At 69.2% G+C, this 11,978-nt stretch carries 8 protein-coding genes and 2 pseudogenes; 4 read left to right on the top strand and 6 right to left on the bottom strand.

Going from position 1 to position 11,978, the window contains the following annotated elements; translation table 11 throughout:
• Positions 1–293: 293 nt before the first annotated feature.
• The gene (locus ACGFYU_RS01600) at positions 294–983 is read right to left on the bottom strand and encodes a TetR/AcrR family transcriptional regulator (protein WP_393825214.1); all 690 of its coding nucleotides are present in this window, start codon (positions 981–983) and stop codon (positions 294–296) included.
• 218 nt (positions 984–1,201) lie between these two features.
• Between ACGFYU_RS01600 and ACGFYU_RS01595 the strand changes: the two genes are divergently transcribed.
• Positions 1,202–2,584: a M6 family metalloprotease domain-containing protein gene (locus ACGFYU_RS01595; RefSeq protein ID WP_393825213.1), complete on the top strand. Its 1,383-nt coding sequence runs from the start codon at positions 1,202–1,204 to the stop codon at positions 2,582–2,584.
• Between the two features lie 79 nt (positions 2,585–2,663).
• Here the strand turns inward: ACGFYU_RS01595 and xdhC are convergent, their stop codons facing one another.
• From xdhC to ACGFYU_RS01580, 3 genes are read right to left on the bottom strand one after another with little or no spacing between them, the layout of a single operon-like run.
• On the bottom strand, positions 2,664–3,479 hold the full coding sequence (gene xdhC / locus ACGFYU_RS01590) for a xanthine dehydrogenase accessory protein XdhC (RefSeq protein WP_393825455.1): 816 nt from the start codon (positions 3,477–3,479) through the stop codon (positions 2,664–2,666).
• A gap of 1 nt (position 3,480) precedes the next feature.
• Complete coding sequence (gene xdhB, locus ACGFYU_RS01585) at positions 3,481–5,898, bottom strand: xanthine dehydrogenase molybdopterin binding subunit (protein ID WP_393825212.1); 2,418 nt, start codon at positions 5,896–5,898, stop codon at positions 3,481–3,483.
• Positions 5,895–7,382 carry a xanthine dehydrogenase small subunit gene (locus ACGFYU_RS01580; RefSeq protein ID WP_393825211.1) on the bottom strand — a complete coding sequence of 496 codons (1,488 nt, stop codon included), beginning with the start codon at positions 7,380–7,382 and terminating at the stop codon, positions 5,895–5,897. The genes xdhB and ACGFYU_RS01580 overlap by 4 nt, the downstream gene beginning before the upstream one ends.
• Before the next feature lie 477 nt (positions 7,383–7,859).
• Here ACGFYU_RS01580 and ACGFYU_RS01575 point away from each other — a divergent pair.
• Positions 7,860–8,161 (top strand): annotated as a pseudogene (locus ACGFYU_RS01575) (hypothetical protein); the annotation flags it as partial.
• A 219-nt stretch (positions 8,162–8,380) separates the two neighbouring features.
• Complete coding sequence (locus ACGFYU_RS01570; protein ID WP_393825210.1) at positions 8,381–9,406, top strand: glycoside hydrolase family 26 protein; 1,026 nt, start codon at positions 8,381–8,383, stop codon at positions 9,404–9,406.
• A gap of 77 nt (positions 9,407–9,483) precedes the next feature.
• Here ACGFYU_RS01570 and ACGFYU_RS01565 read toward each other — a convergent pair.
• A pseudogene (locus ACGFYU_RS01565) lies at positions 9,484–10,338 on the bottom strand (VWA domain-containing protein); the annotation flags it as partial.
• Between the two features lie 292 nt (positions 10,339–10,630).
• Between ACGFYU_RS01565 and ACGFYU_RS01560 the strand changes: the two are divergent.
• Complete coding sequence (locus ACGFYU_RS01560; RefSeq protein WP_393825209.1) at positions 10,631–11,089, top strand: ATP-binding protein; 459 nt, start codon at positions 10,631–10,633, stop codon at positions 11,087–11,089.
• A 23-nt stretch (positions 11,090–11,112) separates the two neighbouring features.
• Here the strand turns inward: ACGFYU_RS01560 and ACGFYU_RS01555 are convergent, their stop codons facing one another.
• Positions 11,113–11,907, bottom strand: a complete 795-nt coding sequence (locus ACGFYU_RS01555; RefSeq protein WP_393825208.1) for a hypothetical protein — start codon at positions 11,905–11,907, stop codon at positions 11,113–11,115.
• Positions 11,908–11,978: the final 71 nt, after the last annotated feature.

Raw genomic sequence — 11,978 nt, 5'->3', positions numbered from 1 at the left:
TTGTAATGATCGGTCCGGGTGAGCTTCTCACGAGAAGTACCGAAGGAGGGAATATCCGGAATTTGAAATTCCGATTTCGCCGACTTTCTGTCCGACTTTGCCTGCTCTTGGCATGGCTCAGAACGGCGCACAACCGCCACACAAAGACTGTGATCTGGTTCTCGCTGTTACGTGCCGAACGTTGCCCAAATAGCGTGTATCTTTGGTGACGGGCGATTTATCACGGAAGCCAATTTGCGAAATCACAATTGGTACGGACGCCGCCGGAGCTGCAGCGGCTGACCCCAGCGGCGTCAAGGCGCGGGCAAGTAGCGGCCGAGGAGCGCGTCCAGGCCGGCCGCCAATTGTTCCTCCCCGCCGCGGACGGCCAGGGCCGGGCCCAGCGACCGGAGGAGGGGGAAGTCCTTGACCGGGAGACGGTGCAGGCCGAGCCGGAAGGCCGGATCCGGTTCATCGGGATTGTCCACGACCTCGCGCAATTCGATGACGACGTAGCCCAGCACCCAGGAGATGAACGCCCGGTACATCTTGAGCGTGGTCTCCTCGTCCAGCCCCGCCGCATGCAGGAGGGCGAGCACCCGTTCGTGGGCGCGCAGCACTGCGGGGGGCCTGCGGGCCAGGGGGACCGTGAAGGGTCGCACCGCCACCAGCGGAATGACATGGGGGTGGGCGAGGGCCACCCTGTACATCGCCCGCGCGATGCCCAGGAGCGCCTCGCGCCAAGGGAGCGCAACCTCCTCCCGTACGACGGAGACCGCGGGCGCGGCGCCGTCCAGCGTCTCCTCCAGCTCGATGAAGAGGTGCTCGACGAGGCCGTCCAGCAGATCGTCCTTGCTGGGCGTGTACCGGTAGAGGGCCATCGTCTCCACTCCGAGTTCGCCGGCCACGCGGCGCATGCTCAGGCCTTCCAGCCCCTCGTCGTCCACCACGCGGAGGGCCGCCTCAAGGACGCGCTGGCGGCTCAGCCGACTACGGGGAGTCATGGCCGTACCTCCGAGATTCCGGCTCCGTCCCCGCCTTGACGACGGCATCGCACGGGTGGAGCCTGTATACGTACAGCATAAACGGATGGCGTCCGTATACGCCCTAAGCGCGGTCTCTGCACACCGCGCTATGTGATCGTCCAAGCAAGTGAGTGGTCGCCATGCGACACACGAGTACGTCCCCCACGACACATTCCTGTTCCCGCACCCGCCCCTGCTTGGCCCCGCTGTCCCCCGACGCGCTGGCCCAGCTCTATTCCGACTATCTGGATCTGATGGCATCGGGTCGGCTGCCGGACTACACCACCTTCGAGGACTACTACTACACCTGGCGCTCCACCCGTCGAGCCGAGAAGCTCGTCGGCCTCGACGACGGCGCCGTGCGAGTCGAGCCGAGTGCGGAGCGGCAATTGATCACACGGCCCGACCAACAGCTCAAGGGCGTCGTCAACACCCTCGTGCTCCTGGTCGACTTCCCCGACAGGCCACACGAGGCGAACCACCGCCCGGGCCACTACGAGCAGCTCCTGTTCAGCACGAACTCCCTGCCGACCGGCAGCATGCGGGAGTTCTACCGCACCATCAGCAGCTTCGACCCGTTCGGCAACAACGGCATCGACATCCAGGGCGAGGTCCACGGCTGGTTCCGACTGCCACAACCGCTTTCCTTCTACGCGGACGGCAACTCGGGGCAGGGCCGTTTCCCCCGCAACTCCCAAGGCATGGCCCTGGACGCGGTGAAGCTGGCCAAGGCCGAAGGCATCGACTTCAGACCTTTCGACGTGCTGGGCGAGAACACGGTCACCGCGGTGTTCGTCGTACACGCGGGGTTCGGAACCGAGAGGACCCGGAGCCGCGACGACATCTGGAGCCTCAAGTGGGGCATCCCAGGCGGTATCTCCGTCGGCTCGGGCCTGACCGTGGAAACGTTCCTCACGGTGCCGGAGGACTGCGCGATGGGCCTGTGCGCCCACGAGTGGGGCCACCTGGCGGCGCGTTGGGCCGACTACTACGACACGGGTCGGCTGCAGGCGACCAAGTCCAACGGTCTGGGCAACTACTGCCTCATGGCGGCGGGCAATTGGGGCAACTCCGGTCTCACACCGGTATTCCCCAACGGCATGCTGCGCATGTTCCACGGCTGGGCCAACCCCAAGCGCATTACGAGGACCACCAAGGACGTGGTGCTGCAGCCGGCCGCGGAGGGCGGTGACATGCTCTTCATCCAGAACGCGGACACGATGGAGGAGACGCAGTACCTCCTCGTCGAGTACCGGCGCCGCCGAGGACAGGACGCGTTCCTGCCGGACGCCGGCATCTCGGTCTACACGGTCGACGAAGCGATTCCGAACGTGGACGAGGAGGACCGTCTCGCGATCGAGCTCCTGCAGGCCGACGGCAGACGCGACCTGGGCGCGATCTTCGGCCGGGGCAACCGGGGCGACTCGACCGACCTGTACCCCTCCCTCGGGAACAGGACCATCGGCGAATCGACGAGTCCGGCACTCAACCTGCCTGACGGGAGATGGTCCGGCGTCACCATCGAGGTCGAGGGCAACCCCGACGACGACGAGATGGCCGTCGACATCCACATGGACTGACCTCGAACGAGCACGCCGAAAGGGTGCCCCGCATATGTGCGTTCGCACGTGCGGGACACCCTGTCGAGCCGGCGGAGCGTCAGCAGCCCTCGGTTTCGAAGGTGCGCAGCAAGTCGGCAGCGACGCTCACCGCAATGGTCGCGGGTTCTTTGCCGGTGATGTCGGCCAGCCCGATCGGGGTCTTGATCCGGTCGATGGTGGCCTCGTCGTGGCCGCCCTCGGTGGCGAGGCGCTTGCGGAACCGCACCCACTTGGCCGCCGACCCGATCAGCCCGATAGAGCCGAGGTGGGTGGTGCGCAGTGCGGCGTCGCACAGAGCGGCGTCCTCGGCGTGATCATGGGTCATGATCAGGACGTGGGTGCCGCGCGGCAACTCCTCCAGCACCTCCTCGGGCAACAGGGGGGTGTGGTGCACGTGTACCTGCGCGACCGCGTCTGCCAGCACGTCGAGCCGTTCCTCGGTGAGGATGTCGGAGCGCGTGTCGATCAGGTGGAGGTCGAGGTCCTGACGTGCCAGGATGCGCGCCAGTTCCAGCCCGACGTGCCCGACGCCGAAGATCGCCACCGCCCGTACCACCGGCAGTGGTTCGAGCAGCACCGAGACCGTGCCGCCGCAGCACTGCACGCCGTGCCGGTTGGTCACCTTGTCGTTCAGGGCGAAATCGATCAGCTCCGGCTCCGGCTCCGGCGTTGATACGGAGATCATCTGTCGGGCCCGGTCGATCGCGACGGCCTCGACGTTGCCGCCGCCGATCGAACCCCACGTCTCGTTCTGCGCCACGACGAGTTTCGCACCGGCGCCGCGCGGGGCGTGGCCGCGCACGGTCGCGACGGTCACCAGCACGCCGGACTCCCGGCGTGCTCGCAACCGCGCGACCGCGGCGACCCACGTCATGTCAGGCACCGGTCAGCGCTTCTGCGTCGGTTCGGGGGCTGTCCTCGGCGGCGTGCCCGTTTCCGGCGTGGCCGTTGCCCTGGACATCGCCCTGGCGAGCCGCTTGGATCGCCCAGTACACCGCCTCCGGCGTCGCGGGCGAGGCCAGCTCGACGCTGACCCCGCTCGGCCCGAACGCGGCCGCGGCCTGCCGCAGCGCTTCGCGTACGCAGAACGCCAGCATCAGCGGAGGCTCACCCACCGCCTTGGACCCGTACACCGCGCCTTCCTCGGTGGCGTTCTCCATGAGCGTGACGTTGAACTCCTCGGGCATCTCCGAGAAGCTCGGCAGCTTGTACGTGCTCGCGGCCTGGGTCAGCAGCCGGCCGCGTTTCGGCCCGTCGCTGGTGTCCCAGCGCAGGTCCTCGAGCGTCAGCCAGCCCGCGCCCTGTACGAAACCGCCCTCGACCTGACCGATGTCGATCATCGGGGAGAGGCTGTCGCCGACATCGTGCACGATGTCCACCCGGCGGATGCGGTAGGCGCCGGTGAAGCCGTCCACCTCCACCTCGGCCGCGGCGGCGCCGTAGGAGAAGTACTTGAACGGCGAGCCCCGGAACGCCTTCGCGTCCCAGTGCAGCCCCTCGGTCCGGTAGAAGCCGGCCGCGGACAGCTGAACCCGCTGGAAGTACGCGGTGCGCACCAGGTCGTCCCAGGCCAGCTCCTTGTCGCTGCCCAGGGTGCGTGCGACGCCCTCGACGATGCGCACGTCCGCGGCATTCGAACCCAGCTGGCCGGCGGCCACCTGCAGCAGCCGCGCGCGCAGCTGCTCGCAGGCGTTCTTCACCGCCGCACCGTTGAGGTCCGCCCCAGAACTGGCGGCGGTGGCCGAGGTGTTGGGCACCTTGTCGGTTCGCGTCGGCGCCAGCCGCACCTTGTGCAGGGGGATGCCCAGCGTGGTCGCCGCCACCTGCAGCATCTTGGTGTGCAGGCCCTGGCCCATCTCGGTGCCGCCGTGGTTGATCAGGACGGAGCCGTCCTTGTAGATCAGCACCAGCGCGCCGGCCTGGTTGAAGGCCGTGAGGTTGAACGAGATGCCGAACTTGATGCCGGTGATCGCGAGCGCCCGCTTGGTGTTCGGGTGCGCGGCGTTGAAGGCGGCGATCTCGCGCTTGCGGTCGGCGATGCCGCCGTTCTCCTTGACCTGCTGCCAGATGGCGGAGATCCGTTCGGGCTGGGTGACCGGCTGGCCGTACGGCGTCGACTGGCCAAGCCCCGGCTGGTAGAAGTTGCGCTCCCGCAACTCCATCGGATCCAGGCCGAGCTGCGGCGCGCACCGGCCCAGGATGTCCTCGATCACCAGCATGCCCTGGGGTCCGCCGAAGCCGCGGAAGGCCGTGTTGGAGACCTTGTTGGTCTGGGCGATGCGGCCGGCGACGCGCGCGTTGGGGATCCAGTAGGTGTTGTCGATGTGGCACAGCGCGCGGGCCGTCACCGGCTCGGACAGGTCCAGACTCCAGCCGCCGTCCGAGGTCAGGGTGGCGTCCAGGGCCTGGATGCGGCCGTCGGCGTCGAAGCCGATCTTCCACTCGGCGTGGAACCCGTGCCGCTTGCCGGACATGGTCAGGTCCTGGGTCCGGTTGAGGCGTACGCGCACCGGCCGGCCGGTCAGCTTGGCGCCGAGCGCGGCGATGGCCGCGAAGCCGTGCGGCTGCATCTCCTTGCCGCCGAAGCCGCCGCCCATGCGCAGGCACTGCACGGTCACCTCGTGGCTGTGCAGACCGAGGACGTGCGCGACGATCTCCTGGGTCTCCGAGGGGTGCTGGGTGCTGCTCTGGATGAACACCTGCTCGGCCTCGTCGATGTAGGCCAGCGCTGCGTGCGTCTCGAGGTAGAAGTGCTCCTGATCGGCGAACTGGAACTCGCCGGTGAACACGTGCGCGGAGTCGGCGAAGCCGGCGTCGATGTCGCCGGTCACCATCACGGGCCGGGCGCCGTGGAAGCTCTCGGCCTCGATCGCCTCGCGCAGCGTGATCAGGGAGGGCTGTTCCTCGAGTTCCACCTCGACGGCCGCCGCACCGAGCCGGGCCGCCTCCAGGGTCTCGCCGATCACCCAGGCGACGGCGTGGCCGTAGAACATGACCTCTTCGGGGAACAGCGGCTCGTCGTGCTTCATCCCGGCGTCGTTGACGCCGGGCACGTCGGCACCGGTCAGTACGCGGACCACACCGGGCACGGCGAGCGCGGGCTCGGTGCGCAGGGCGGTGATCCTGCCGCGGGCCTTCATGACCTGGACCGGGTAGGCGTGCAGCACGTCCTTGGTGCGATGGACCAGGTCGTCGGTGTAGAGCGCGGTGCCGGTGACGTGCAGGGTGGCACTCTCGTGCGGCAGGGAAACGCCGACGACCGGCTTTTCGGGACGTTCGGACAGATGGCTCATGACGACACCGCCTCGGTGGTTTGCGCGTGCAGCTTCAGCAGGCTCTGGCCGAGCATCGCGGATCGGTAGTCGGCACTGGCACGGTGGTCGCTCATCGGCGTGCCCTCGGCCTGCAGCAGCAGGGCCGCTGCCTCGACGGTCTGCGCCGACCACGCCTCGCCCTCCAGGGCCGCCTCGGTGGCGAGGGCGCGGATCGGGGTGGCGGCCACGCCGCCCAGGCCGATGCGGGCCTTGCGGACGATCCCGTCCTCGATGTCGAGCGCGAAGGCGACCGCCACGCTGGAGATGTCGTCGAAGCGCCGCTTGGCGATCTTGTGGAACGCGGTGACCGGTGACAGCGGCAGCGGGATGCGCACGGCGCGGATCAGCTCGCCGGGACGGCGCACGCTCTGCCGGTAGCCGGTGAAGTAGTCGGACAGGGGGACCTCGCGCTCACCGGCGGCGTCGGTGAGCACCACCGACGCCTCCAGTGCGAGCAGCACCGGCGGGCTGTCACTGATGGGGGATCCGGTACCGAGGTTGCCGCCGAGGGTCGCGCCGTTGCGGATGAGCCGGGACGCGAACTGCGGGAATAGCTCGGCCAGCAGCGGGACGTCGCCGTCGAGGCGACGTTCGATCTCGGTGAGCGTCAGTGCCGCACCGATCTCGATGTGGTCGGACTCGACGCGCAGCTCGCGCAGTTCGTGCAGCCGGTCGACGGCGACGACGCAATCCGCCCGGCGGGAGCGGATGTTGACCTCCACGCCCCAGTCTGTGGAGCCGGCGACCACCACCGCGTCGGGCCGCTCGCGCAGCAGCCGCAGCGTCTCGGCCAGGGTGCTCTTCCGCAGGAACGTGCTGTCGCCCTGGGTGTATTCGGTGACGGCCGGTTCCGGCGGAGACTGCTCGCGACGCTGGGCCAGCGGGTCCTCATCGGTGGGCTCACCGACGGCGAACGCGGCATCGCGGATCGGGCGATAGCCGGTACAGCGGCAGAGGTTTCCGCTCAGTGCGTGCAGGTCGAAGCCGTTCGGACCGTGCTCGGCGTCGGCGCTGTCGGCCGAGTCCGAGTCGGAGTCGGAGGCGGAGTCCGCGTGCGCGCAGCGGTCGGGCCGGTAGTACTCGGCGGCCATGCTGCAGATGAATCCCGGGGTGCAGTAACCGCATTGGGAGCCGCCGCGGACCGCCATCTCCTCCTGCACCGGGTGCAGGGTGGGCGCCGTGCCGGCTTCGCCGGCGGTGGCGAGACCCTCGGAGGTGATGATCTCCTGACCGTCGAGCGCCGCGGCCGGCACCAGGCAGGCGTTGACCGCCACCCAGTCGGTGGGCTTGCTCACCCCGGGGCGGGCCACCAGGACCGAACAGGCGCCGCATTCACCCTCGGCGCAGCCCTCCTTGGTGCCGGTCAGGCCACGCTCGCGCAGAAAATCCAGCGTCGTTGTGTGGGGCGCAGCCGGTGAAATCGGAGTTTCTTTCCCGTTGACCGTGATCCGCGCCGCTACCATGACAGGCCCTCGTTCCGGTGCGCGATCGGGTGATTCATTGTGTTCGCCAATTTCAGGCACTTTCTGTGTTCAGACGCGCCACGTGAGAGGAGCGGGCGCAAAATGGCACGCAACAGCGACGTGCCGGGAAAAGGTGACGGGAAAACCCGGAATGTGCCACGGACGGGCATATCAGGAGGATGTGCTCAGCAGCCGTTCCGGAAACATGCCACGGACGGGCAGATCAAAACGTCGTGCTCGGCAGCCGTTCCGGAATGTGCACGGATGGGCATGTCAAACGGCGTGATCAGCAGCCGTGCGCGATCCGCCCCGGAACCCAGACGGTGCACTGGGCGAGGCGACCCAGATCAGAGCTGGTGTACATCTGCTGTCGCCTCCTTTCGGTCGTCACGGGTCAACGTGTACCGCAAAGTAGCGGCTGAAACCACCGAGGTCAAGAGCCTGACCTCGGTCTCTCGCACACCGATCGGATTGGACGAACTCCCCGAGCCCCTCACTTTCGTCGTCGATACGAATGGTGTCCTCCGGCTGGCCCCGCGCCGCAGCAGGCACATCGCCTGCGCCGGAGGGAAGCCCGTGGTCCGGACGTCGTGTCGTGGCCGGCCGTGGCACAGGCACTGGAGCATGCTCAGCTCGCCCACCCAGGCCGTTTCACGCACGAGGTGGTGTTCCGCCGGTGTCCCGCCTGCCAAGAACACAACATCGTGCGAGAAAGCCACTTCGTCCGTGTCTTCTGCGACGCGGACCTCCCCACACAGTGGAACATCGACCACCCGTGACCCGGGGCACCCGCAGACGTTTCCCCCGCCTGGCCCGGCGCCGGCACCCCATAGATGACCGGCTGCCGCGCAGCCGACTGATTCACCCTGTCGGGCCAAGCAACAGCGATCGGCTGCCGCGAATGGCCCAGAATCGGGACACCAGACAGGCCAAGAGTCGGATGGGATGCCTAACGTCACTTCCGGACACATCGGTTCGCGAAGATTGTGGAGGGCGTCATGTCCCATCGGGGTCGTTGGCTGGCGGGTGCCTGCATAAGCACGCTCGCTGTCGGCCTGCTCGTCACCGGAGCCGCGCTCGGCCCGCCGCCGCGAGAAGGTTCCGGCAGTAGTGCCAGGCCCGAGGTCGCCGTGGGCGCCTATCTCCACTACGGCTCGCCCGGCGTCGACAGGATGCAGGAACTCTCGCACTGGCTCGGGGGTGCCGAGCTGCGCGCCGGGCACACCTACCTGCCCGGCGACACCTGGTCGAACATCGAGGGGGCGCCCGATTCCTTGGGGAGCTGGGCACGGTGGCGCAACGCGAGAGCCGATCGGCTGTTCGTGCTGAACGTGCCCATGCAGGCGCGCAACGAGGCCGACGTCCCCGACGGCCAGGTCGCCAAGCTGATCCGAGCCGGCGCGCGGGGTGAGAACGACCACCACTTCGAGCGGCTCGCCAGGCGTCTGGTCTCCCTCGGGGTGCCGGACACGGTGATCGTGCTCGGCTGGGAGATGAACGGCTTCAACTACACCCACCGATGCCGGCCCGATGCCGAGAACTGGAAGAAGTACTGGCGGAGCATCGTGGCTGCCATGCGCTCCGTGGAGGGACAGCGGTTCCTTTTCGACTTCGCCCCCAACCGCGGCATTGACGCGATCCCCTGGACCAAGTGCTACCCCGGTGACGACGTGGTCGACATCGTCGGCATGGACTCCTACGACCAGCCGCCCGGCGATTCCTTCGACGAGCAGGTCACCCAGCCCTACGGACTCCAGCAGCAGGTCGATTTCGCGAGGGCGCACGGCAAGCTGATCTCGTACCCCGAATGGGGGCTGTTCCGCAACGGCGACAACCCGGAGTACATGCGGGACATGCTGGGATGGATCGCCGACCACAGGCCGCTCTACCACAGCATTACCGACTACTGCCCGCACGGCGTGTGGCAGTGCAGCCAGAACCCGCGCTCCGCAGAAGTCTTCCGCGAGTTCCTGTCCAACGAACAGGGGCGTGGGGGGCCTGCCGACTTCGACCACAGGGAGTGAGTCCTTTCCCCCTGGGAGCAACCGACCGGCCCATGGGCCGGCGGCGAGGGGCAACCGGCGAAGTCCGCGCGGACGGGTCAGAGCATGATGAGCAGCCGCGTCTTCGGCTTGAGCTTCCTGTTCACCGAACGGCTCTGCACGTATACCTCCAGCTTGGGGTTGCGCCCGGCCTTCACCGAGACGGTCCCCTGGATACCCGTGCCGAACAGCAGACTGCGTGCCGCGTCGCCCGTGTACGCGCGGTCGGTGTCCTTCTCGACCACGATGACTTCCTTGTCCGGCTGAACCTGAACCCGGGTGCCCAACTGGTAGTAGCAGGACCCGCGTTCATACGTCACGCCCGGGTGCGAATCGACGAAGGATCGGATCTCGACCTCCGTGTCGACCTTCAGGAGCCGGTACTTGTCGGCCGGGATCGGTTCGAGGTTCGCCCGCACGTCGTCGACCGAGATGTCCTGGCCGACCGCGAACAGGTTCTTCGTACCGCGCACGCCCTGCTCGCGGCCGCGGAGGAAGCTGGTGGCGGCAGCGCGTACGGTGCCGATCGCCTCCTCGACGCCCTTCTGGGAATCCGCGTCCCAGATGGCGATGTTTCCGGCCGGGAAGCCGTAGTTCTGGGCGGTTCGCTTCGCCAGGGAATTCGGCACCAGGATCGCGGAAGTCCAGTGGCCCGGCAGCGCGCCCATCTTCGCCGCGATCTTGTCGAGCCAGGGGCCGAGGATGGTCATGTCGCCGTCGTGCCGCCTGTCGCCGCCCGAGGCGTTCTCCTCGCCGTCCGTCACCACGATCTGGAGGAAACTGTGCTCGCCGTACTCCTCCCAGATGTGGCCCAGGTCGTCCAGGGACTTCAGCGAGGCTTCGATGAGGGCCGTGGCGCCGTTGTTGACCTTGTACAGCCCCCGCATGGACGGCAGATGCTTCACGTCCATGTCCTCGGCCGCGTAGACGCAGGCTTCGGGACTCCGCCGCCCTGCTCCGGCCGGGAGTCCGGCGGCGTGCACGCCGCCGCGGTCAGCGCGACGACGACCGCCACCGTCATGGCCGCCCACGCCCGCCGCATCCTCGTCGTTGTTCGCATCGCGTTCTCTCCTCGGGAGCCGCAGTGGGTATCGCGTGCGACAAAGGTGGCCCTCGCAGGCCCCGCGCGGCATCAGTACTGCCACTGATCCCTGGTACGCATCCGCAGCCGGCCACCGACGCGTGCGCCTGCGGCATACTGCCCACGTGGGAGACGAATTCGTGGGTCGGGAAGCCGAGTTGGCGGCTCTTGCCCAGCGGATCGAGGCCGCGGCGCGGGGCTCCGGATCCGTGGTGCTGCTCGCGGGACCGGCGGGCATCGGCAAGAGCACGCTCGCGGCCGAGGCGCTGCGCCGGCATGCCGGTTCCGCACGGTGCACCGTCGTACGGGGCCATTGCCCGCGGGACGGGGTGGCGCCTCCGCTGTGGCCCTGGCAGCGCGCGCTGCGCCTTGCGGGAGCCGGCCCCGAGGGCCCGGCGGCCGCGGCGGGGCCGCAGCAGCCGTGGAGTGCCATGAATCCGGCCGACGCGGCGGCGGTGCGGTTCCTGGAGCTGGCCCGGATGGGCGATGCCCTGGCCGCGGCGGCCGTCGAGCGAGCCCTGGTCGTCCTGCTGGAGGATCTGAGTGGGCCGATACCGCCAGCCTCGACCTGCTGCGGCAACTGACCGGTGAGGTAGCCGAGTCCGGGCTACTCGTCCTCGGCACCGTCCGCGACCCGGCGCCCGCGGCGGCCGCCGGAGCGCTCGCGGACCTGGGGCGCTACGGGGCGATCACGCTGCGCCTGGCGCCCTTCACCCGGGACGAAGTCGCACGGTGCGTCGGCGAGGCGGACGCGGCGGAGTCGTACCGGCGGACAGGCGGCCTGCCGCTGCACGTCATCGCACTGCGCACGCACGCGAGCAGCCTCGGCACCATCGTGTCCGGCCTGCTGGCCGGGCTGACGGCCGAGCAGCGCGACGTCGTGCGGGCCGCGGCGGTGCTCGGCGAGCGGCTGGACACCGATCGGCTCGCCGCGGTCCCGCCGGAGCCGGGCGAGACCGGCGTCGCACGGGCGCTGGAAGCGGCCTGGCAGGCCGGGATCCTCGCCGCGGAGAGGACGCCGGATGCCGGACGGACCTACCGCTTCGCCCACGACCTGGTACGCGACGAGGTCCTCGGCGGGACCGCGTCCGCCACCGCCCGTGCCCTGCACCGGGCCGCCGCGCGGGCGCTGGAGCAGACCGGGAACCCGGCCGATGCGGCCCGTATCGCGGCGCACTGGCGCCGGTCCGGCCCGGAGCCCGCGTACCGTGCCGCCGCCGCGCGCTGGTCGCGGATCGCTGCGGACCTGGCCCGCGAACGGCACGCCTACGCGGATGCCGTACGGCACCTGGCGGACGCCGCCGCCGTCCTGGATCCGGCGGACCCGCAGCGCGCCCCGGCGCTCATCGAACTGGCCCGCGCCGAGTACCTCGCCGGGCGCTACGCCGCCAGCCTGCGCCACTGCGACGAAGCGTCCGACGCGGCGCGGGCGAGCGGCCGGCCCGCCCTGCTCGCCGAGGTCGCCCGGGCGCC

Source organism: Streptomyces sp. NPDC048337 (assembly GCF_043201175.1).
In the GTDB taxonomy this organism is placed as follows: Bacteria; Actinomycetota; Actinomycetes; order Streptomycetales; family Streptomycetaceae; genus Streptomyces.
This window is presented reverse-complemented; position numbering and strand designations above follow the sequence as displayed.